Annotated in this window: 17 protein-coding genes and 8 tRNA genes; 8 read left to right on the top strand and 17 right to left on the bottom strand. The window is 44.8% G+C overall.

The annotated features are described in order from the left end of the window. Window positions 1–48 precede the first annotated feature (48 nt). The 11 genes from clpX to ACFI6J_RS19420 all read right to left on the bottom strand — a co-directional run bounded on the left by clpX (window position 49) and on the right by ACFI6J_RS19420 (window position 4785). Window positions 49–1323: an ATP-dependent protease ATP-binding subunit ClpX gene (gene clpX / locus ACFI6J_RS19470; protein WP_014950146.1), complete on the bottom strand. Its 1275-nt coding sequence runs from the start codon at window positions 1321–1323 to the stop codon at window positions 49–51. Between the two features lie 74 nt (window positions 1324–1397). Continuing rightward, window positions 1398–2027 carry an ATP-dependent Clp endopeptidase proteolytic subunit ClpP gene (clpP, locus tag ACFI6J_RS19465; RefSeq protein WP_014950147.1) on the bottom strand — a complete coding sequence of 210 codons (630 nt, stop codon included), beginning with the start codon at window positions 2025–2027 and terminating at the stop codon, window positions 1398–1400. 98 nt (window positions 2028–2125) lie between these two features. Beyond that, window positions 2126–3430 carry a trigger factor gene (tig, locus tag ACFI6J_RS19460; RefSeq protein ID WP_321824668.1) on the bottom strand — a complete coding sequence of 435 codons (1305 nt, stop codon included), beginning with the start codon at window positions 3428–3430 and terminating at the stop codon, window positions 2126–2128. Between the two features lie 346 nt (window positions 3431–3776). After that, window positions 3777–3853: transfer RNA gene (locus ACFI6J_RS19455), tRNA-Pro, on the bottom strand. A gap of 42 nt (window positions 3854–3895) precedes the next feature. Further along, window positions 3896–3980: transfer RNA gene (locus ACFI6J_RS19450), tRNA-Leu, on the bottom strand. A 7-nt stretch (window positions 3981–3987) separates the two neighbouring features. After that, a tRNA-His gene (locus ACFI6J_RS19445) sits at window positions 3988–4063 on the bottom strand. Between the two features lie 169 nt (window positions 4064–4232). Then, window positions 4233–4309, bottom strand: a tRNA-Pro gene (locus ACFI6J_RS19440). A 42-nt stretch (window positions 4310–4351) separates the two neighbouring features. Continuing rightward, window positions 4352–4436 (bottom strand) — tRNA-Leu (locus ACFI6J_RS19435). Window positions 4437–4443: 7 nt separating this feature from the next. Next, a tRNA-His gene (locus ACFI6J_RS19430) sits at window positions 4444–4519 on the bottom strand. 88 nt (window positions 4520–4607) lie between these two features. Then, window positions 4608–4684: transfer RNA gene (locus ACFI6J_RS19425), tRNA-Arg, on the bottom strand. A gap of 24 nt (window positions 4685–4708) precedes the next feature. Next, window positions 4709–4785: transfer RNA gene (locus ACFI6J_RS19420), tRNA-Pro, on the bottom strand. A gap of 346 nt (window positions 4786–5131) precedes the next feature. On the opposite strand from ACFI6J_RS19420, the gene folD reads away from it, so the two are divergent. The 6 genes from folD to ACFI6J_RS19390 all read left to right on the top strand — a co-directional run bounded on the left by folD (window position 5132) and on the right by ACFI6J_RS19390 (window position 11461). Then, window positions 5132–5986: a bifunctional methylenetetrahydrofolate dehydrogenase/methenyltetrahydrofolate cyclohydrolase FolD gene (folD, locus tag ACFI6J_RS19415; RefSeq protein ID WP_061486168.1), complete on the top strand. Its 855-nt coding sequence runs from the start codon at window positions 5132–5134 to the stop codon at window positions 5984–5986. Between the two features lie 106 nt (window positions 5987–6092). Next, a complete protein-coding gene (locus ACFI6J_RS19410) occupies window positions 6093–6671 on the top strand; it encodes a DUF1415 domain-containing protein (protein WP_039231571.1) in 579 nt (192 codons plus the stop codon). 237 nt (window positions 6672–6908) lie between these two features. Beyond that, the gene (gene tsaA, locus ACFI6J_RS19405; protein ID WP_462586335.1) at window positions 6909–7628 is read left to right on the top strand and encodes a tRNA (N6-threonylcarbamoyladenosine(37)-N6)-methyltransferase TrmO; all 720 of its coding nucleotides are present in this window, start codon (window positions 6909–6911) and stop codon (window positions 7626–7628) included. A gap of 182 nt (window positions 7629–7810) precedes the next feature. Beyond that, a complete protein-coding gene (locus ACFI6J_RS19400) occupies window positions 7811–9529 on the top strand; it encodes a proline--tRNA ligase (protein ID WP_039231569.1) in 1719 nt (572 codons plus the stop codon). A gap of 37 nt (window positions 9530–9566) precedes the next feature. Then, the gene (locus tag ACFI6J_RS19395; RefSeq protein WP_101565267.1) at window positions 9567–10409 is read left to right on the top strand and encodes an MBL fold metallo-hydrolase; all 843 of its coding nucleotides are present in this window, start codon (window positions 9567–9569) and stop codon (window positions 10407–10409) included. 35 nt (window positions 10410–10444) lie between these two features. Beyond that, a complete protein-coding gene (locus tag ACFI6J_RS19390) occupies window positions 10445–11461 on the top strand; it encodes a phospholipase A (protein WP_075177065.1) in 1017 nt (338 codons plus the stop codon). An 82-nt stretch (window positions 11462–11543) separates the two neighbouring features. Here ACFI6J_RS19390 and ACFI6J_RS19385 read toward each other — a convergent pair whose 3' ends face one another. The 4 genes from ACFI6J_RS19385 to guaB form a co-directional block, all read right to left on the bottom strand. After that, window positions 11544–12446: a histone deacetylase family protein gene (locus ACFI6J_RS19385; RefSeq protein WP_278343933.1), complete on the bottom strand. Its 903-nt coding sequence runs from the start codon at window positions 12444–12446 to the stop codon at window positions 11544–11546. 109 nt (window positions 12447–12555) lie between these two features. Further along, entirely contained in the window at window positions 12556–14178 is a 1623-nt protein-coding gene (locus ACFI6J_RS19380; RefSeq protein WP_416022331.1) for a methyl-accepting chemotaxis protein, read from the bottom strand. Window positions 14179–14390: 212 nt separating this feature from the next. After that, window positions 14391–15968 (bottom strand): glutamine-hydrolyzing GMP synthase, encoded by a 1578-nt coding sequence (gene guaA, locus ACFI6J_RS19375; protein WP_014950157.1) that lies wholly within the window; start codon window positions 15966–15968, stop codon window positions 14391–14393. A 70-nt stretch (window positions 15969–16038) separates the two neighbouring features. Beyond that, complete coding sequence (gene guaB, locus ACFI6J_RS19370; RefSeq protein WP_014950158.1) at window positions 16039–17508, bottom strand: IMP dehydrogenase; 1470 nt, start codon at window positions 17506–17508, stop codon at window positions 16039–16041. Between the two features lie 100 nt (window positions 17509–17608). Here guaB and xseA point away from each other — a divergent pair, with 100 nt between their 5' ends. Together xseA and ACFI6J_RS19360 are read left to right on the top strand one after the other, a co-directional pair. Next, a complete protein-coding gene (gene xseA / locus ACFI6J_RS19365; RefSeq protein ID WP_416022334.1) occupies window positions 17609–18961 on the top strand; it encodes an exodeoxyribonuclease VII large subunit in 1353 nt (450 codons plus the stop codon). 15 nt (window positions 18962–18976) lie between these two features. Further along, entirely contained in the window at window positions 18977–20134 is a 1158-nt protein-coding gene (locus ACFI6J_RS19360) for a hypothetical protein (RefSeq protein ID WP_416022336.1), read from the top strand. Window positions 20135–20433: 299 nt separating this feature from the next. Here ACFI6J_RS19360 and ACFI6J_RS19355 read toward each other — a convergent pair whose 3' ends face one another. Both ACFI6J_RS19355 and der read right to left on the bottom strand, forming a co-directional pair. Continuing rightward, complete coding sequence (locus ACFI6J_RS19355) at window positions 20434–21159, bottom strand: choice-of-anchor E domain-containing protein (protein WP_014950162.1); 726 nt, start codon at window positions 21157–21159, stop codon at window positions 20434–20436. A 419-nt stretch (window positions 21160–21578) separates the two neighbouring features. Next, window positions 21579–23024 (bottom strand): ribosome biogenesis GTPase Der, encoded by a 1446-nt coding sequence (der, locus tag ACFI6J_RS19350; RefSeq protein WP_202942216.1) that lies wholly within the window; start codon window positions 23022–23024, stop codon window positions 21579–21581. Window positions 23025–23282 lie beyond the last annotated feature (258 nt).

Raw genomic sequence — 23282 nt, 5'->3', positions numbered from 1 at the left:
TAAAAACAAAAAAAGGCCCTGAAGGGCCTTTTTTCACAAAACCAGCATCTATTCAGAGGCGGCTTTCTTTTCGTTGCTGTCGTAAATCAAGATAGGTTTTGATTCACCGCGAATAACGGTTTCATCTATAACCACTTTGCTCACGTCTTCCATTGAAGGAAGGTCGTACATAGTATCAAGCAAAACCGCTTCAACGATTGAGCGAAGACCACGTGCGCCTGTCTTACGATCCATTGCCTTTTTAGCAATAGCATTAAGTGCATCGTCACGGAACTCTAGCTCTACATCTTCCATCGAGAACAATGCACCATATTGCTTGGTGATTGCATTCTTAGGCTCGCGTAGAATTTGAATAAGTGCTTCTTCATTCAACTCTTCAAGGCTTGTTACTACCGGTAGACGTCCAATGAACTCTGGAATCAGACCATATTTCACTAAGTCTTCAGGCTCAACTTGCTTAAACAGTTCACTGATTTGTTTGCTGTTGTCTTTCGACTTAACCGTAGCACCAAATCCAATACCCGTGTCTTTTTGTGCGCGTTGCTCAATAACTTTATCAAGACCAGCAAACGCACCACCACAGATGAACAATATCTTAGAGGTATCAACCTGCAAGAATTCCTGCTGTGGGTGCTTACGTCCACCCTGCGGAGGAACAGACGCAACCGTACCCTCAATCAGCTTTAGAAGCGCCTGCTGTACACCTTCACCCGAAACGTCACGAGTGATAGATGGGTTGTCTGACTTACGAGAAATCTTATCAATTTCATCGATGTAAACAATTCCGCGCTGCGCTTTCTCTACGTCGTAGTCGCACTTCTGCAGTAACTTCTGGATGATGTTCTCAACGTCTTCGCCCACGTAGCCAGCTTCAGTTAGCGTGGTTGCGTCAGCCATGGTGAACGGAACATCAAGCAGGCGCGCTAGGGTTTCCGCTAGCAGCGTTTTACCACTACCGGTAGGTCCTATTAGCAAAATATTACTTTTGCCAAGTTCTACGCCTTCGTGAACGTCGCCATTGCGCAAGCGCTTGTAGTGGTTATATACCGCTACTGATAATACCTTCTTTGCATGTTCTTGCCCGATAACGTAATCGTCTAGGTGAGCATGAATTTCACTTGGTTTAGGTAAAGCGTCCTGCTTTTGCTTAGGCGCGATTTCCTTAATTTCTTCGCGAATGATATCGTTACATAACTCAACACACTCGTCGCAAATGAATACCGACGGGCCTGCTATTAACTTTCTTACTTCGTGTTGGCTTTTGCCACAAAACGAACAGTACAGTAGCTTATTATCACCGTCACCGCTTTGCTTATCACTCATTACTTTTGCCTCTGCCTTGCCTGAGCCGAAAACCAAAACGTGCTATGCACTGGCTCAGGTCTACTATAACTATACTACTTAGTTGCGGCTACGTCAGATCGATTTGCTAAAACTTGGTCAACAAGGCCATATTCTTTTGCCTCAGTTGCACTCAAGAAGTTATCACGGTCTGTGTCACGCGCGACTTTTTCATAGTCTTGACCAGTATGGTCCGCCATAAGGCGATTCAATTTCTCTTTAATAGACAGAATTTCTTTCGCGTGTATTTCAAAATCAGATGCCTGACCTTGGAAGCCACCAAGCGGTTGGTGAATCATTACGCGCGAGTTAGGTAGACAGTAGCGCTTACCTTTTGCTCCTGCAGATAGTAGAAATGCGCCCATGCTTGCAGCTTGGCCCATACATACTGTACTCACGTCTGGCTTGATAAACTTCATCGTATCGTAAATTGCCATGCCAGCAGTTACCGAACCGCCTGGTGAGTTAATGTATAAGAAAATATCTTTCTCTGGGTTTTCAGCTTCTAAGAACAACATTTGAGCAACGATGAGGTTGGCCATGTGATCTTCAACTTGTCCTACCAAGAAAATTACGTTTTCTTTCAATAGGCGAGAATAAATGTCGTATGAGCGCTCACCTTTAGAGGTTTGCTCAACAACCATAGGAACAAGTGCATTCATTGGGTCAAACGGGGTATTAGTCATAGCTACCTTGATTATCTAGCGTTAAAAACAAAAATGCTCGGAAGGCTCCGAGCATTTAAGCAGTTGCTGACAAGTAATGTCAATCAGACAGTAAAAAATTACGCCTGTTTGTTCATAACCTCGTCAAAAGCTTTAGTTACTTCGGTAACTTTTGCTTGCTCAAGAACCCACTCAATAGCTTGTTCTTCTAGTGCAACGTTCTGCATTTGTTGCATAAGCTCTTGGTTGTTGTTGTAGTAATCAACAACTTCTTGCGGATCTTCATACGCTGAAGCAGCAGTTTCGATCATCTCGTTAACTTTAGCTTCATCTGCTTTAAGTTCGTTCTGCTTGATCACTTCACCTAGAAGAAGACCAATAGATACGCGACGTTTAGCGTTGTCAGTAAACAATTCAGCTGGTAGGTCTGGAAGGTTCTGACCACCGCCTTGCTGGCTGAAACGTTGCTTAGCTTGCTCGCGAAGTGCATTCACTTCTTGATCGATAAGCGCTTGAGGAATATCAATCTCGTTAGCTTCAACTAGCTTAGCAATAACGTCTTCTTTAACTTGCGCTTTTAGCGTCTGGTTTAGTTCACGCTGCATGTTCTTACGAACTTCTGCTTTAAGTGCGTCAACACCGCCTTCTTCAACACCGAATAGTTTAGCAAACTCTTCGTCAACTTTTGGAAGGTTTAGGCCTTCTACTTTCTTAACGGTAGTTTGGAAAACTGCATCTTTACCTTTTAGGTTTTCTGCGTGGTAGTCTTCAGGGAAAGTTACTTCGATAGTCACTTCTTCACCCGCTTTCGCGCCAACAAGTGGCTTTTCGAAACCAGGGATCATGCGATCTTTACCTAGCTCAAGAGCGAAGTCGTCTGCTTTACCACCTTCAAACTCTTCACCGTCGATAGAACCAACGAAGTCGATGATAACTTTGTCGTCTTTCTTCGCTTTACGCTTAACTTCTTTCCAAGTTGCGTGCTGCTTCTGAAGTGTTTCCATCATGTTATCTAGATCTTCGTCAGTAATTTCTACTACTGGCTTTTCGATTTCGATATCGCTAACACCTTTCACTTCTACTTCTGGGTAAACTTCGAAAGATGCTGTGAATTCTAGGTCCTGACCGTCTTCGTCTTTAGTCAGTTCAAACTTCGGCATACCAGCAGGCTGAATTTTTTCTTGAATCACTGCTTGGTAGAAGTTTTGCTGCATAACATCGCCAGCAACTTCTTGGCGAACAGCTTGGCCGAAACGCTTTTTGATTACGTTTACAGGAACTTTACCTGGACGGAAGCCGTTGATGCGTTGTGTTTTCGCCAATTGCTGTAGACGTGACTTAACTGCTGAATCAACCGTGTCAGCTGGAACGGTGATAGTAAGACGGCGTTCTAAACCCTGGGTCGTCTCGACTGAAACTTGCATTATGTTACCTCAACTATACGCCTTTACAGGCGTTTTGTTCTCAATCCCCTCTCCCGTCATGCAAGAGTTGCATATCACTCCGGGGTAGAGGTCGTTATTCGACGTTTATAAAATCAAAGTTAGGACACGAAATTGTGTCAAAAAGCCAACCTGAAACAAACGTACTGGTTAAAAAAAGACGCGGTAGTATACAGCCGCATACCACAAGAGTCGAGAGGCAAACACAAGTTTGTAACAACCATTTGAACGCATTTTGACCAAATAGCGAAACTAATAGCCTAAATAGCGAAAAAGACGGAATTTATGCGAATTTATTGAGCAATGAATAGAGAAGAGAGAAAGATAATGGTCGGTGAGACAGGATTTGAACCTGCGACCCCTTGTACCCAAAACAAGTGCGCTACCAAGCTGCGCCACTCACCGACAGATATATCTTTTTGAAAAGCCCTGCGAGAGCTTTAAATATGGTGCGGAAGGAGAGACTTGAACTCTCACGCCGTGAAGCACTGGAACCTAAATCCAGCGTGTCTACCAATTCCACCACTTCCGCGAAAAAGTGGGGTGGACGATGGGACTTGAACCCACGACAACCGGAATCACAATCCGGGGCTCTACCAACTGAGCTACGCCCACCACAGTAATCCTGTTCAGTCTTATGTGTGAATTGATAAACACATAAGCGCCTACCGAGCTGTCAGGATCTTACATAGCTACTCGGTAGTTAAAGTCGACTCATACCCTAGCCCACAGATGATTTATCACTCTTGGCTAGAAGTATTTACTGAATCGAAGAAAGCATAAATGGTCGGTGAGACAGGATTTGAACCTGCGACCCCTTGTACCCAAAACAAGTGCGCTACCAAGCTGCGCCACTCACCGACTGGAATGCTTACATTAAGCTTTTGATAAAGCTTGAAAATATGGTGCGGAAGGAGAGACTTGAACTCTCACGCCGTGAAGCACTGGAACCTAAATCCAGCGTGTCTACCAATTCCACCACTTCCGCAAAAAAGTGGGGTGGACGATGGGACTTGAACCCACGACAACCGGAATCACAATCCGGGGCTCTACCAACTGAGCTACGCCCACCATAGGGTGTGTTTGCAATTTACACGCTTTATTTTAGCAGTGTAAATACGAAAATTCAGCCTTGCTATCAGGACCTACCTGACTCGCATGGCGCGCCCGGCAGGATTCGAACCTGCGACCCACGGCTTAGAAGGCCGTTGCTCTATCCAGCTGAGCTACGGGCGCTTGGCGAATCTTCGCTGCAAAAAGTGGTCGGTGAGACAGGATTTGAACCTGCGACCCCTTGTACCCAAAACAAGTGCGCTACCAAGCTGCGCCACTCACCGACTGTCGTACCGACCTTAAAGCGTTAGCCTCTGTGCCGTTACGGGGTGCGAATATTACTGACATCCCCCCACCTCGTCAAACACTTTTTTAAATAAAATCATCAACCGCTCACAAAGCATCCATTCTCACGTTTTTTTGAACAATTACCCTTGTATTTGCCTGTCTTTAGCCTAGGTTTGCGCTTCTTTTAAAGGGTAAGCATCAGGCTTTCCATTAACGGTCGTTTACGTTGAACATTTGTGGCGAATAATTGCAGAGTAATAACTACTAGAGTATTAGTCCTATTTTATGAAACAATATAGGGCACTTGTTGACCACCCAACCATATAAGAATCGTACAAGACTATGACCGCCCATCTTATTGACGGCAAACTAATTGCCAAACAAGTTCGCCAACACGTAACCTCCTATGTTGAATCGCTTACGCAAGCAGGTAAAAGACAACCAGGCCTAGCCGTTGTCCTTGTTGGCAGTGATGCAGCTTCTCAAGTTTATGTTTCCAATAAACGTAAAGCGTGCGAAGAAGTGGGGTTCGTTTCTCGCTCTTTCGACCTTCCTTCTGATACCACAGAAGAGACCTTGCTAAATTTAGTGGACGAGCTAAACGAAGATAAAGAGATAGACGGAATTCTGGTACAGCTTCCTTTACCTGCAGGGTTAAATGCAGAAAAGGTACTTGAACGTATTCACCCTCATAAAGATGTCGACGGATTTCATCCATACAATATTGGCCGCCTTGCACAGCGTATTCCTGCACTACGTCCCTGCACGCCAAAAGGCATCATGACCATGATAGAGTCAACCAAGCGCCCTGTAAAAGGCTTAGACGCGGTCATTGTAGGTGCGTCGAACATTGTGGGGCGCCCTATGAGCCTGGAACTGCTTCTAGCTGGCTGCACCGTTACTACCTGTCACAAGTTTACTCAAGACCTTAAAAGTCACGTTCAACGTGCAGACCTACTGGTAGTCGCAGTAGGTAAACCGAACTTTATTCCTGGTGACTGGGTAAAACAGGGCGCGATTGTCATTGATGTAGGTATTAATCGCATTAATGATGGTTCACTTGTTGGCGATGTTGATTTCGAAAAAGCGAAAGAGCGCGCAGGCTGGATAACCCCCGTTCCAGGCGGAGTTGGGCCGATGACAGTAGCCAGTTTGATAGAGAATACGCTGGAAGCTTACGTAAAATATCATTCTTAAAGTACAACTAGTTCAACCTAGATGTTAGGCAGAAATCAAATTTCTGCCTTTTGGTTTTATACTCCCCCTCAAGTTGAACACAGACTCAAACTGACCTACACCTTTTATGGCAGAACCAACATCTCCTTTATGGGAACAGCACGTAATTGATGCAACGCTTAAATGGGTTGACGACATTGTGATAAAACACAACTTTTGTCCCTTTGCGCGCTATGTAAGAACACCTCATCAAATTCGGTGTGTGGTAATTGAGGGCGATGCGGGAAATGTCGTTCAATCGCTATACGATGAGTTGCGGCATTTAGAAGATAACGACACCACCGCTACAACACTAATTGCACTCACGCATTCAACCCTTGCTGATTTCAACGAATATCTCGATGTATTGGCTATTAGCGATAATATGCTGCACGACTGGGGATACAGCGGCACTTACCAACTTGCCAGCTTCCACCCCAATTATGTATTCGACGGTAGCGACGTAGACGATGCTGAAAACTATACCAATCGTTCACCCTACCCGCTTTTGCATTTAATTCGTGAAGCTGATATCACACGCTACATGAAGAAAGAAGAAGATGCCGAAAAGATATTCAGCCATAACATTGCAAAAGCACGGACGCTTGGGTGCCCTTATTTTGAGGGTGTGTTAGACACGCTTAAAAAAGATAAGCCCGCTCGATAAAACACGGGAAGCTTACCTTTTTGTGCAATGTAAAAAACACGCACTAAAAAGAGAATAAGCTCGTGATGCGAGCAGGCCCAAAGTATTGGATTACTCCAGGGAACCCAAATAAGCAGCTCCTTATAACAAGCAGGATGTTTATTTGGCTCAAGCTTTCACTTGAAACGTCACTTTACCTGCAAATTATGTGAGTAATATGACAACGTTTTACATTTTCAACTTCGTTAAGGCTACATCGTGAATACCCACAATTCATTTTCTCTCGAGGCGATAGCGACCGTTGCTACACCTTTTAAGCAAAAGTTTGCTATTCCAAGACAGCCCAACTTGGCTAACGGCCAAGGCATTATCACCTTTGAAGATGGCTTTAACGATATCAACATGCTTAAAGGGATAGAAAATTACAGTCACCTATGGCTGCTTTTTATCTTTCACCAGAACATTGAACGCGGTTGGAAAAATACGGTAAAAGCCCCTCGCCTAGGTGGCAATGCCACTATGGGCGTATTGGCAAGTCGCAGTACCCACCGACCTAATGGGATTGGCATGTCTGTGGTGAAAAACAAAGGTGTGGTTAGCAGTAATGGACAGACACAGTTAGTGGTTGAAGGGGTAGATTTAGTCGATGGCACACCACTTGTCGATATCAAGCCCTATATCGCGTACGCTGATAGTGTTCCTAGCGCCAGCGATAATCTTGATGACATTAACCCCATACCCAATCGCGACGTATCATTCGCCGATACAATCCAGCCCACACTTGCTGAAATAGAGAAAAAGCACCGTGGTTTTTCTGCCTTGGTGACTGCGGTACTGTCCCAAGACCCTCGCCCAGCCTATAAACAGCATATTGAAAATGATGAGAAAACCTACCGCGTGACGCTATACGATATTGATGTAGGGTTTGAAATAAGAGATGCCGCCGTTAAGGTGACCGAACTGGTTCATTTAGGATAATTACACTATTAGTGTTAACAGTCTGTGGCGAAATAGCTCACAGTTAATTAGAATACGCCCAAACGTGTGACACCTTATCTCGGTTCAAGAATTTCGCAATGTTTTGTTTTGCGAATTGCCGTTTGCGAAAGAGCATCACACTAACCGTAATAAATACATTTATAACAGGATACCTGCTTTACATGCGCACTAGTCAATATTTGCTTGCCACGCAGAAAGAAACACCTGCAGATGCAGAGGTTATCAGCCACCAGCTAATGCTAAGAGCTGGTATGATCAGAAAGCTAGCCTCGGGTCTATACACGTGGTTGCCATCTGGTCTTCGTGTACTCAACAAAGTAGCCAATATTGTTCGTGAAGAAATGAACAAAGCAGGCGCAATAGAAGTGCTAATGCCCGTTGTTCAGCCCGCAGACCTGTGGGAAGAATCTGGACGTTGGGAAGAATACGGCCCAGAGTTACTTCGCATTAAAGACCGCCACCAGCGTGATTTCGTATTAGGCCCAACGCACGAAGAAGTTATTACTGCACTTGTGCGTAATGAAATTAGCAGCTACAAGCAGCTTCCACTGAACCTATACCAAATTCAGACCAAATTCCGAGACGAAGTACGCCCTCGTTTCGGCATTATGCGCGGTCGTGAATTTACCATGAAAGATGCGTACAGCTTCCACTTGGAAGATAGTTGCTTAGAAGAAACGTATCAAAAAATGTACGACGCTTACTGCAATATATTCTCGCGTATGGGCTTAGACTTCAGAGCAGTCATTGCCGACTCTGGCTCTATTGGTGGTAATCACTCTCACGAATTCCACGTACTTGCCGCATCAGGTGAAGACGATATCGCTTTCTCAAGCGACAGTGATTACGCAGCCAATGTTGAAATGGCTGAAGCTGTTGCGCCTGAAAAAGCTGTCGCATCGGGCGCTGCAGTTGAGACTAAAGATGCCAAAGGCAAAGATTTCAATGCCATCTTAAAAAGCGTAGAAGCCGAAGTGACAAACGCGGTCAAAGTCGTAGTAGTGAAAGCCGCTAATGAAGTAGACAGTAAAGGCGAAGAAGTAGTTTCTGACAAATGGGTAGCCCTTGTACTTCGTGCTGATCATGAGCTTAATGATGTAAAAGCAGAGAAGTTAGACGGCGTTGCAAGCCCGCTTGTTGAAGCATCATTTGAACAAGCAAAAGATATTCTTGGCGTTTCACCATTGTTTGCTGATGCAACCAACCTGCCTGTACCCGCTTTTATTGACGCCAGTGCAGCTGCCCTTGCTGACTTCACTACAGGCGCAGGCGCAGGCGGTAAGATAAATATTAACGTAAACTGGTCTGAAGATATTACTGGCGTTGATATTCGCAACGTTGTAGCAGGCGATGCATCTCCTGACGGGAAAGGCACGCTAGATATTAAACGCGGCATCGAAGTGGGCCATATCTTCCAGCTTGGCAGCAAGTATTCAGAGGCCATGAACTGCGGCGTTCTAAGCGAATCAGGTAAGCACCAAACCTTAACTATGGGTTGTTACGGTATAGGCGTATCTCGAATTGTTGCGGCAGCTATCGAGCAAAACCACGATAAATTTGGCATAAAGTGGCCAGATCCTATTGCACCGTTTAAAATTGCATTAATACCAATGAATATGCATAAGTCTCATCGCATTAAAGAAGCAGCGGAAGCGCTTTATGAAGAGCTTGTTGCCCTTGGCGTAGAAGTGTTGTTTGACGACAGAAAAGAGCGTCCGGGTGTCATGTTCAATGATATGGAATTAATTGGCATACCTCACAGCATTGTTATTGGTGAAAGAAACCTAGATAATCAACAGGTTGAGTATAAGAATAGACGTACTGGTGAAAAGCAGTTGTTAGATATTAGCGCAGCAAAGGACTTTGTAGCCGCACTCTAGCGCCTGATCTCGCCGATTAGATTAGAAAAGAGGGCGTATGCGGTTAACATTTTATGGCGTAAGAGGGTCAATCCCTACCCCGGGAGCAGCTTACGTCCGCTATGGTGGTAATACTGCATGCGTTCACATTGAGCTTGAGGATGGTACCGATATCATCCTCGACTCAGGCACAGGGATTCGCGTGCTCGGCGAGCGCCTTATTCAAAAAAATACACCCATTAATCTGCTGTTGAGCCACAACCATTGGGATCATATTCAAGGCTTCCCTTTTTTTGCGCCTATCTATCAGGCTTCACGCGAAATCAACATATACCCGGGTCAAACCCTCCTTGATGAACCTGATCAAATTTTAAAGCAAATGGAAGGGTCGTTATTTCCAGTCCCCCGAAGTGCGCTGAAAGCTAACATTTCTATTGTCGATATTCCCAAGTCTACAAGCCGATTTTCAGTAGGAAGCGCAACCATAACTCGCTTAGCCATGAACCACCCCGGTCGTGGCAGTGCCTATTGTATTGAAGCCGATGACGCAAAGGTGGCTTACATAACAGATAATGAGCTTTACCCTCCCTACAAAAAAGAAACAGACTTTATCGATTTCGCAAAATTTGCGCAAAATGCCGATCTGCTAATACATGATGCACAGTATATGTTGTCAGACATGCCAGCTAAGAACGGATGGGGTCATTCGGTCGCGGAAGAAGCGGTGAAACTAGCAATGGCATGTAACGCAAAAAAATTAGCTTTATATAGTCATGATCCAGAACGGACTGATGACGATATAGATGATGTTGTAAACCATTGTAATGTATACGTCACAGTGGCAGAGTCTAATCTACAAGTATTTGCATCTTCAGAAGGCCAAGCACTGGACTTCAGTTAAGCATAACAATAACCCCACGTTACGGAGAATTAAAGGTGTCTGTGTTAAAGCCTTTTGTATTTTTGGCAGCATTTGCTGCTTGTACGCCTGTGTGCGCTCAACAATCACAAGAAGTGGTAAGCGAACAAGCGTCATCTTTAGAAAATAGTGAACAAGAGCGCACTGTTGAAAATGAAGAAAATCAATCGTCTCAGGAAGAAAGCGGTATTGAAGTTATCGATATCATCAAACGTGACACCATCACGGAAAGTGCACTGGATAACCGATTAGAAGGCGATAAAGAAGCACTGGATAATGTGTTTGCTATCACTCAGCATAGACAAAACTATCTACTTCCAATTACTTACGTTTCCAACCCAAGCTCTGTAGCCAGTGAAGAACTCACAAACGAGAACATAGACAATAAAGAAGCCAAATTTCAGGTAAGCGCAAAGCTGCCGCTTTATTTGGAAGATACAGGATTCGACGGCGTTTACTTTGGCTTTACGCTAACCTCTTTCTGGCAGCTTTATAACAGTGAAGCGTCGAAGCCGTTTCGCGAGACCAATTACGAACCAGAAGTCTTTTGGCAAGAAACAGCCGATTATTCCGTACTTGGCTACAAATTTAATACTTTTCAAGTTGGTTTCAATCATATGTCTAACGGTCAAAGCGGGCTGCGCTCTCGAAGCTGGAACCGTATATTTGCCTCTATTGTCTTTAGCGACGATGACGATATCTACTACCTAAAGACGTGGTACCGTATTCCTGAAGACGAGAAAACAGACCCGCTTGATCCAACCGGCGACGATAACCCTGATATACAAGACTATTACGGTAGAATGGAACTTGGTTATGGAAGGAAAATTGGCGCGTTTAAAGTACTGGCGCTTTTACGAAATAACCTCGACGTAGATGAGAACCGAGGCAGCATCCAGCTAGACTTCACCTACCCTATCTCTGATCGCTATGAAGTCTTGCTTCAATACTTCAATGGCTATGGCGATTCGCTTATCGACTATAACCGCTCACAAGAACGTATTGGTATCGGTTTTCAGCTGCACTTTTTGTAATAAATAACCACGTAGACACAGGATGGGCACGCCAAACCGCTTTTGTATGGCGTGCTCTTTTCATTTTAGGCATCACTGTTTGCTAATCAATCACGCCTGCCGCGCGATAAAGCTGAATATGCACATCTACCAGTGCTGCAATATCTCTTTGGTAGCCTCCACCAATTACCGCAGCAATCGGAACGCCTAAACGCTCGGCTAACGCAAAAACTTGCGTATCTCTTTCGTACACGCCTTGCGTAGAAATATGCAAATGACCAAGGTCGTCGTTTACATGCACATCAACGCCTGCGTCATAGATGATGGCATCGGGTTGAAACTGCCTCATTACCATCGTTAGCGCTTGTTCTAGCGTAGTTAGATACTCGTCGTCTTCGGTGCCCTTATCGAGCCCTATATCAATATCGGAACGCTGCTTTCTGTGAGGAAAGTTCTTTTCACCATGAATAGATAAAGTAAAAATATCACGGTCGTTTTCAGCAAGTTTGGCTGTGCCATCGCCTTGATGCACATCTAAATCGACAATAAGCACATTTTCAACGGACGGGGTTTGCTGCATAGTTTTCGCTGCCAAATATAAATCGTTGAACAAGCAAAAACCTGAACCAAAATCAGCAAACGCGTGATGATACCCGCCCGTCAAATTCAATGCTTTTCCATGCTCTAGAGCTAGCTTGGCTGTTAAACAGGTCCCAGCGACGGCAGTACGGGTACGCTCAATCAGCTGCTGCGACCAGGGAAAGCCTATGCGGCGCATGGCTTTCCTATCTAATGCGCCAGTACTTAGTGCATCAACATAGTCCGGATCGTAATAGGCAGTGAGAAAAGAAAGATCAACCGGTGATGGAGTAACAAAACGCGATGCTTCCACACCACGATTTAACAATTCATCGCGAATACCTACGTACTTCTCGATGGGAAATCGGTGTCGCTCAGGAAGATCTAACTGGCTATAAATAGGATGAAATACGAGTGGTGTTGTCATTATTATCAATACTGGTTTAGGACGCGCGCATCTATAACAGATAAAAGAAAAGGAGCGTGAACATTGTTCAAACACTCCCTTTTAACGTGTTTATACTGACAAAGCACAGTTAGCGGGTCAAACTGTTCACCACCTTTTCAACATTTTCTGACATACTTTTCATTGAGCGTGACATGTCATCACGCTGAGCAAGTTGATGATATTTTTCAGATGATGTGACCACATTACTGATTATTGTTTCCACCTGCTGAAGTACAGCTTCTTGCTCATCTGCGGCTTCGTTAAGCGCCACAACTACGCTCGCCGTTTCTTTAATATCCCTCACCACGTTATTGAGTGTTTCAAGCGCTGTTGCTGCTTCTGCTGCGTTTGTGTCTGACAGCTGCTTGCCTGACGACATCGCCGCAACGGCCCCTTTAGCTTCAGCTTCAAAACTACTTAAAATGTCGTTAATTTCCTTGGTCGACTGCTGTGTTTTAGCTGCAAGTGCTCGAACCTCGTCGGCTACCACAGCAAAACCACGGCCATGCTCACCTGCCCTAGCAGCTTCAATTGCTGCGTTTAGAGCCAGCAGGTTAGTCTGATCGGCAATTTCATTAATAACATTTACCACTTTTAGAATATTGGTACTGCGGCTTTGCAGTTCAGATACAATATTACTAGATTCGGTTACCGTTTTTGCTAGTTGCTTAAAGCCTGCATTGGCGCTTTCAAACGTGGCATAACAACTTGCCACGTTCTTTTCTGAGTTATTTGTCGCCACAGCAACTTGGTCGGTGATTGCCACTAAATTTTGCACAATCTCTTTAAGTTTATCCGTACTGCTATCAAGCGAGCGCGACGCATCCCGTTGTCCATTGGCGCCTTCCATAATGGATTGACTGACGTTACCGAGGGTGCCAAACGCCTTCTCCATTTCTGTCTCCGCCTGTTGAAGCTGCGCAACCGAATCTTTTAATTTGTTTTGTAATGCCCTGGCAGATTCTGCCAGCATGCCCAATTCATGGTCGCTGGAATACGTTAACGCGTAGTCGTAACGGCTATGAGCCAAGTTGGATATACACGCCGCAACCTGCTTCGTTGGTTTAATAACCTGAGAGCGCAAACGAGCAATCACATAAGCAACAGAAAGCACAGAGAGCGCAATTGCTGCCAGTAGAATTATCCAGAGCATAGTGCGCGTATTGGCTTTAAGTTCAGCAATCGCATTCGCTGAATCGGCTGCAATTTCCGCCGCGATACCTGAGAGGAGCTTAGCAGGCTCTCTATCAATACCTCGAACAAAGCTATCTCCAACCTTTGGATCAAACCCTGAGTTAATAAATGCGTCGTATCCTTCACGGTATTTCTCGGCCATGACTGCATGGGCTTTTTGAAATTGCCTGATATCTGACTTCACGCTTTCACTTATCACACTACTTGATAGCATCAGGTCAAACTGGCGAGTGATGTCGGCCTCTCTCTGCTTGAATCGCTCCCAGTATTTTTCTCGGTCGTCTTTTTTGTGGCCACGCAACAATACGTTCTTCCACTCTTGCACTTGAGTTTTGAAAGTACTTAGCGTGGTATTGACGTCTCGTTCTGACTGAACAAGGGTGTTTTCTAACTCATCGAATGAATTAAGTAACGAGAAAGACTTTAGAATTGAGGCACCGTTTAATAGTACAAGAATTAAAAAGCTGGCGAGAACAGGCGTCATCACCAAACGGCTGATGCTTGTGTAATTGAACACGGATTAACCTTTAGTATAAATTTAAAGAAGGACGTCGCCATTAAATGATATTTTTATGACGGTATGGTTACAAATTTGGTATGAATCAACATACCAATATATGCGAAAATATACATCCTTATAGTAACAGGCTTATTAACTTGTTCTTTTTTAAGTAGATACAAAAAAAGAGCCCGAAGGCTCTCTTTTCATTTCGGTAAATTTACACCCGTTTATTCCCACTCAATTGTAGCAGGTGGCTTACCAGAAATGTCGTATACTACGCGGCTAATGCCGTCAATTTCATTGATAATGCGATTCGACACTTTACCTAGGAAGTCGTAGGGTAAATGTGCCCAGTGAGCTGTCATGAAATCGATGGTTTCTACTGCACGAAGGCTTACTACCCAGTCGTATTTACGCGCATCACCCATTACGCCAACTGAGCGCACTGGAAGGAATACCGTAAACGCTTGGCTTACTTTTTGGTATAGGTCAGCTGCATATAGCTCTTCAATGAAGATAGCGTCAGCACGACGTAGTAAGTCGCAATATTCTTTCTTAATTTCTCCAAGTACACGAACACCTAGACCCGGACCAGGGAAAGGGTGACGGTAAAGCATGTCGTACGGTAAACCTAGCTCAAGGCCGATTTTGCGTACTTCGTCTTTAAAGAGTTCACGCAGTGGCTCAACAAGACCCAGCTCCATATCTTCTGGAAGACCACCCACGTTGTGGTGCGATTTGATTACGTGCGCTTTACCCGTTGCAGAACCCGCTGATTCAATAACGTCTGGGTAAATAGTACCTTGCGCTAACCACTTCGCGTTTTCACGCTTACCCGCTTCCTCGTCAAATACACGAACGAACTCATTACCAATAGCTTTACGTTTAAGCTCAGGATCTTCAATGCCTTTTAGGCGATCAAGGAAACGCTCTTCAGCGTCTACACGGATAATGTTAAGGCCGAAATGGTCACCAAACATTTCCATTACCTGATCAGCTTCATTTAAGCGAAGCAGGCCATTGTCTACAAACACACAAGTAAGTTTGTCACCTATCGCGCGGTGAAGCAGCATGGCTGTTACTGAAGAATCTACGCCGCCTGAAAGGCCAAGAATAACTTCTTCATCGCCCACCTTTTCTTTTATACGCTCAATGGCATCGTCAATTATTGCGCCAGCTGTCCAGAGCTTTTCACACTTACAGATGTCCATCACAAAGTGAGTTAATAGACGCATGCCTTGGCGAGTGTGAGTCACTTCAGGGTGGAACTGCACGCCATAGAATTGCTTCTCTGCGTTATACATTGCAGCATGTGGGCATGAAGCGGTTTGCGCGATGGTTTCAAAACCTTCGGGAATAGCTGCCACTTTATCGCCGTGGCTCATCCATACATCAAGCAGCGCCGCGCCGTTATCGCCTATGGCATCTTCAATTTTATCCAGCAGCGGGCTTGGCTTAATCACTTCTACTTGCGCATAACCAAATTCACGCTTGTCTGAACCCAGTACGCCACCACCTAGCTGTTGTGCCATGGTCTGCATGCCATAGCATACGCCTAGCACTGGCACGCCGGCTTCAAATACGTACTCGGGCGCGCGTGGTGAACCTTCTTCGGTTACTGACTCTGGGCCACCTGACAGAATAATCCCTTGAGGATTAAATTCGCGGATTTGCTCTTCGGTCACATCCCAAGCCCAAAGCTCACAGTAAACGCCTATTTCGCGAACACGACGTGCTATCAACTGCGTGTATTGCGAGCCAAAATCCAAAATAAGTATGCGTTGGTCGTGGATATTTGTGGTCATGTTTTATTTTTACCCGTTAAATAAAAGAACAAAGGCTGGTGTAGTACCAGCCTCGCAGTCGTCGGTCGCCTTAACCTAAACGGTAGTTTGGCGCTTCTTTGGTAATGCTTACATCGTGAACGTGGCTCTCGCCCATTCCGGCTGAAGTTACGCGCACAAATTGTGCCTTGGTATTGAGCTCTTCAATCGTTGCGCAGCCCGTTAAGCCCATGGCTGAGCGCAAGCCGCCCATTTGCTGATGGATAATATTAGCAATTGGACCTTTGTACGCTACGCGGCCTTCAATACCTTCTGGTACTAATTTCTCAGCGTTATCTGAATCTTGGAAGTAACGGTCTGACGAACCGTGGCTTTGATCCATAGCGCCTAGTGAACCCATACCGCGATATGACTTGTAATAACGGCCTTGGAAAAGTTCTACTTCGCCTGGCGCTTCTTCAGTACCTGCTAGCATGCTGCCAACCATTACGCAGCTTGCGCCAGCAGCCAACGCCTTAGCAATGTCACCCGAAAAACGAATACCGCCGTCAGCGATTACTGGAATGTCAGTATCTTTAAGCGCTTCTACTGCATCTGATACCGCAGTAATTTGAGGCACACCGCAACCGGTTACGATACGGGTAGTACAAATTGAACCAGGGCCAATTCCCACTTTAACAGCATCTACGCCGGCATCGGCAAGTGCTTTCGCGCCATCGCCCGTCGCAACGTTACCCGCAATAATTTGTACGTCTGGATAGTCTGCACGTACCTTTTTCACGCGGTCAATAACACCTTGCGAGTGACCGTGAGAGGTATCGATAAGTAGAACGTCAACGCCTGCATCTACAAGTAGTGCAATACGTTCGTCAGTACCTGGTCCAACGCTTACCGCAGCACCAACACGTAGGCGACCAAGCGAGTCTTTACATGCGTTAGGCTTGTTTTCTGCTTTCTGGAAGTCTTTAACAGTGATCAGGCCTGTAAGCTTAAACGCGTCGTCGACGACAAGAATTTTCTCAATGCGGTGTTCGTGCATAAGATCTAACACCACATCAGAGCTTGCACCTTCTTTAACGGTAACCAGATCATCCTTACCGGTCATTACGTTTCTAATAGGCAAATTCAAACGCTTTTCAAAGCGAAGATCGCGGCCTGTCACAATACCAATTAGGTTATTATCTTTGTCAGTCACCGGGAAGCCAGAGTAACCAAGACGCTTAGAAAGCGCGATAACTTCACCTATGGTCGCATTCTCTTCAACCGTTACCGGATCAGATACCACACCACTTTCGTATTTCTTAACTTCACGTACGTGTTTGGCTTGCTCTTCGGGCTTCATGTTTTTATGAATGAAACCAATACCACCCTCTTGGGCTAGCGCAATAGCTAGACGGGCTTCAGAAACCGTGTCCATGGCAGCAGACACCATTGGAATATTTAACGTTACGCCACGCGTAAGGCGTGTTTGTAAGTTGGCTGTATGAGGGAGGACGGTCGAGTGGCCGGGAACCAGCAACACATCGTCGAACGTCAGGGCTTCTTGGATGATACGTAGCATGCAACAACACCTATTCAGTTGAGGGTTAATTGCGGCGCAATTGTAGTGTTTTTTAGTTTTCAGGTAAACTCTAAATGTATTAAACCCAGTGATTTTTTTTATGTTTACAAATTCGCCATCTACGTCTCGACAAATTTTAACAGTTACCAAGCTAAATCGCTTAGCCAGAACCGTACTGGAAGGCGAAATTGGCCTTATTTGGCTATCTGCCGAAATATCCAACTTTGTGGCAGCCGCATCAGGGCATTGGTATTTCACGCTCAAAGACAACAAAGCCCAAGTTCGCGCAGCCATGTTCAAGGGATCAAACCGCAATGTTCGCATTCGCCCTAAAGAAGGCGACAAAATTTTAGTGCGAGCGTCGGTTGGCCTTTACGAAGCACGCGGCGACTATCAACTGGTTGTCGAACACATGGAAAGCGATGGCGAAGGTGCGCTTAAGCAAGCGTTCGAAGCCTTAAAGTTCAAACTCAACAATGAAGGCTTGTTCGATACTGCTAACAAGCGTGCGCTACCTGAACGTATTAATCGCATCGGCGTAATAACTTCATCAAGCGGTGCAGCGCTTCACGATGTATTAAGTGTATTAAAACGACGCAGCCCACAAACCGAAATCATTGTTTATCCGTCGATGGTTCAGGGTGAAACCGCACCTTTACAGTTAATTAATGCGTTGAGAACGGCTAACCACCGCGCAGAAGTGGATGTGCTGTTACTTACGCGAGGCGGCGGTTCATTAGAAGACTTGTGGTGTTTTAATGATGAAAGCTTAGCAAGAGAAGTCGCTGCAAGTGCCCTTCCCATCGTTAGCGCCGTAGGCCATGAGGTAGACTTCACCATTAGTGACTTCGTCGCTGATGTTCGCGCCCCTACCCCATCTGCTGCTGCCGAAATCTTAAGTCAGGATTCTGCCGCTCTTTACCAAACGCTAAGTCAGCAAAAACAACGCTTAGCAAGGGCAATACATCAGTACCTTCAAACGAGTAAACAACAGCTTGTTTTAAAGAAACAACGGCTAAATGCGTTGCATCCACAAAGCCGCATCCAATCGCAGTGGCAAACGTTAGACAGACTACAACTTCGTTTAGCGCATAAGATGCAAAACGACTTGGCAAAAGCAGAGAAGCGATTACAAGGTCTTGATTACAGGCTAAACAAACAATCGCCATCAGCAAACGTGGCGCGTGCAAAAGACAAACTGAATTACGCTAGCACCAAGCTCTTATCAAGCATGAATACACTCATTAGAAGCAAAAAAAATGAACTTGGTGGTAAAGTTAGCCTCTTACAATCCGTAAGTCCTCTTTCAACGCTCGCCCGTGGTTACAGCATTACTTTATCCAACAAAGCAGCCATAAATAGCGTGAATAAAGTAAATGTAGGTGATGAGATAAAATCTCGGGTGACTGACGGAGAAATAACCAGTACAGTGACACACATTCAACGGCAATAGGTAGCCTTAAGTATTATGCCCGTTCATGTAAACGCGTTTTCCTTTTCCAGTATTTACCAGCGGGCCTGTGCATTTTGGAGCCTAAAGTCACAGCGGTTCGCTGTATCAAAAATTTTGACACCTTTGTGCGTTTTTGTTCTGTTACTAGTGCCTGACTTCACCTTTGCTTCTATGGTCAATCAACCTGTCTCTGTTTTTTCTACCTACCCGAGCGAGACGTTACTCAGGGCTTGTGGAGCCCAGCGAGCATTAAGCGAAGCAAATGCTTCTCAATCCACTAATTTGTGTTTTGAAGATGCTATTTCGCCCGACAGCTTTATTAAACTCCTAAGCGAATCAGGAGAGTTCAGTCATTTGTTCCCTTATGGCGAAGGAAACGACTACGAACTATTGATTGCTAATGTTGGCGCAGCGCCTGGCATGCATCGACAGCACGCAAAACAATTTGCAGAGTTCACTTTACAATGGCGAGGGATAGAAATTGACTCATCTTCATTTGATGCGAGTGCCGCAGAAAACACAGATGTGAAAACGGAAACCGCTTTAGCCGAAGAAGAAGCGCAATCGTTGATTGCCCGCTGGATTCAACATGCCAAACATTCTGGATTATTTACCAGCCAGTTTTTGTTCGATGCGCTAGAAGCTAGCGACTATAAGGGTGGATTACAGGTACCAAACGCCATTGGCGACTTCACTAAATTAGATACTCAGTTATATCCAGACCCGTTTAACGGTGCAATTACTCGCTATATACACCCTGAGTTTGAAGATGCGCTCGTTGATGTCACTGTATATCCCTTTTTAGATCAGCTTTCTTCAGATGAAAACGAGCTACTTCCTAAGCAACTAGAAAGTGATCTGCAAAGAGCTAGTGCTACAGCCGATTTACAGCAGTTAACGTTGTCTCAAATCAGTCCAGCCTCACGCTACGAGGTTAACAGCGCATTAAGAGGATGGAGATTGGGGCTGAGCGCGGCATCTGAAACATCACCAACAATTTACGCGACAACCTATGTCTTTAAGCTACAAGATAAAATCGTAAAAGTGTCTACGACTTTTCCTCCTGACTTTTCAGACAATATTGTTAATCAATTGATTGTTAACGTAGAAGTTCCGCAAGAGTCTGAAATGATGAAAAAGGTTCGCTCTCTGCTTTTAGAAAGCGCCAATTGATACCATAGAAAAGATTAGTTGTATCACTAGTTGCTAAACTTTGGCCAATGGGTAAGAGCGAACCGTTGCTGTTTTTATTTTTCAATAAACCGCATTACAGGATTAATTGACTTACGTTTCACGTCACTGCTTAAAATGTGAACTTTCGCCTGTTCTCTCGGTTTATACCTATCAAACCAATTGTAAACTTGGTCTTTTTGAAGCGGCTGCTTCGCTGAGTGTAATTTTTCCACTGACATCATTCTTCCTTTGTCTGGATTATAAACGGTCGAAATTGTAATAATCGATAGACGTTACACTCATTTTTTGATTACTTTTCTTCTGTTTGATAATAAGAACAAAAGCCCCGCGCCAAATAAGCTAAATGCCGCTGGCTCAGAAACACTAGTGGCTGTCGGGGCGTAATCGAACTCTACGAACACTTTACCCCAAGAACCCGTTGAGAATTCATTTGTAAAGCTACCCGTTCCCCCGTCTACTTGATTAAATACGTTCGTTCTCGCATCCGTTGAAAACAAAAATTCGATTGGAGTTCCGGCTAGAAAGGCCGACAAGTCTACGTTTGCTAGCATCCCCGACCGTTCGCCTGTTGTCACATCAAACTCAAATTCGGCAGAATCTTCACCTGGAATCATTGTGAATGTCCCCTCTGGTGAGCTTTGTGCAGAGACAAGCGGATTAACGAAATTTGCTTGTTCAAATACAAACGTATCAGCTACGCTACTGGATACTTGCCAGTTCGACGCTAGAAAGATATCTACGTCAGTGCGACCTGCTTCAGAGCTTCCATTAACGGATCTTCCTTCGCTGTCTATCTGTCCATAGACCGTTATATTTACAGCGTTCAATGTACCCAGTGTTTGATCAAATGCGTCAATAAACACACTTTCCGATAGCGGCGATACTTCTGCCACGTCGAAAGGACTTCCTTGTTCACCAAAGGATACTTCTTGCGTAATAATTGCTGCTTTTATTGGCATTGTAGTCGCTGCGATGATGGCAGCGGCAATAATTCGCTTATTCATAAATTCATCCTGCTCATATAGTTAGAATTACCCCGACGGTCGAAGGGGCTCCCTGTGACTGCAAGAAAGAAACCATAGATTAATTTATGTGCAATACCGCATGTAGCATGGGTTAACAAAATTTAAGGTTATATTATGAAAGCTAAAAATTATTCACTGATAGAAAATATTACACTTTAGTTGTAATTATGACCGACAGAATATAGTTTGGCACGGCTGATGCTTTAGTAAAATCAGCAAAGGAGGGTTGAAACTTAGGTAGGCTGATGCAATGCATGCAGTACACTGATAACGCTATAGATACTTGGGTATGTTAACGCGGCAAAAACTAGCGTGGTAAGAAAGAGACATTAATACTTTTTTTAATAGCGGACTTGTACATCACTACGCTAATAAGCGCAGCGATGTACTTAACAAGGCTACTTTTTATCTTTGTAATAAGACATCATACGACGGCGCTTGCGCTGCTGCGCCAAGGTCAAATTAGCCTTTTTACCTTCAAACGGGTTGTTGCCTTCTCTGAATTCTATCTTAATAGGCGTGCCCATAATTTCTAGCGCTTTTCTGAAATAGTTCATCAAGAAACGTTTATAAGAGCTTGGTAAGTCATCCACTTGATTACCGTGAATAACAATAACCGGTGGGTTGTAACCACCTGCGTGAGCATACTTCATTTTAACTCGGCGACCACGCACCAGCGGAGGTTGATGGTCATCCTGAGCCATTTCCATAATTTGTGTAAGCAGCGCGGTATTAATACGCTTGGTCGCGCTCATATACGCTTCTTGTACAGACTCAAATAAATTACCAACACCCGAACCATGAAGCGCAGAAATAAAATGAATTCGAGCGAAGTCGATAAAGCCTAAACGACGGTCCATCTCGCGCTTTATGTCGTCTTTCACGTCAGTACTTAATCCGTCCCATTTGTTCACGGCAACTACTAATGAACGACCTGAATTAAGCACAAAGCCTAATAAGCTAAGATCTTGGTCGGTAATACCTTCTCTGGCATCAATGACCAATAGCACTACGTTAGCTTCTTCAATTGCCTGAAGAGTTTTAACAATAGAGAACTTCTCTACGGCTTCACTAATTTTCTTGCGCTTTCTCACGCCCGCGGTATCGATTAGGATATATTCCCGCTCATCCCTTTCCATTGGAATGTACACGCTGTCACGGGTGGTGCCTGGCATGTCGTATACCACCACGCGCTCTTCACCTAAAATGCGGTTTGTCAGTGTCGACTTACCCACGTTGGGCTTACCTACGATAGCAAGTTTGATAGGTAACTCTTGAAGGCGTTGACGCTGCGTTTCAGCATCCTCTTCTTCTTCAGGCTCCTCATCGACAATTTCCATGTCCGGGAAATCAGATTCAAGTGGCTTTAAGGCGTCCTGCAGCAATTGGCTAACACCGCGACCGTGCGCAGCAGCAATTTGCTTAATATCACCTAAGCCTAAGGAATAAAATTCCGCACTTTCGCTATCGCCGTCAATTCCATCAACCTTGTTTGCCACAACAAACACTTTTTTGTTTATGCGTCGAAGATGATCAGCAATACCTTGGTCGGCTGGCAGCATACCTGCTCTGGCGTCAACCAAAAACAATACAACATCAGCCTCTTCTATAGCTAACAAAGACTGTTGTGCCATTTCAGCATCAATGCCCTCTTCATCGCCCGTAATACCGCCGGTATCCACTACTATGAACTGGCGCTTTTCAAATTTCGCTTGGCCGTATTTACGGTCGCGAGTTAGCCCCGGATAGTCAGCAACTAGTGCATCACGGGTATTTGTAAGGCGATTAAACAAGGTTGACTTACCAACATTAGGGCGGCCAACCAAAGCAACAACGGGTAACATTTATCAGATCCTAGGGGTCATGAAAGCTAAAAAAGCACAAGCCGCATACACCATCTACTACAACTAACATTCGGGAGCTGTATTCTCTAACGAGAGGTGAATTACTATGAGGCTTTTAAGAATGGGCGCATTATACCTTGTTCACTACCTAATACCAATGGCGTTCAATAACACGAAGAGAGACCGTCTACCCATTGATAATTGCCAAGTTTAGGCCCAAAAAACCGCGGGTTATAAAAAAAGGCGCTTTAAGCGCCT

The sequence above is a fragment of the Alteromonas sp. G4i13 genome (assembly GCF_054960505.1).
Note: the sequence above shows the minus strand (reverse complement) of the source record. Positions and strands in the feature narration are given on the sequence as shown.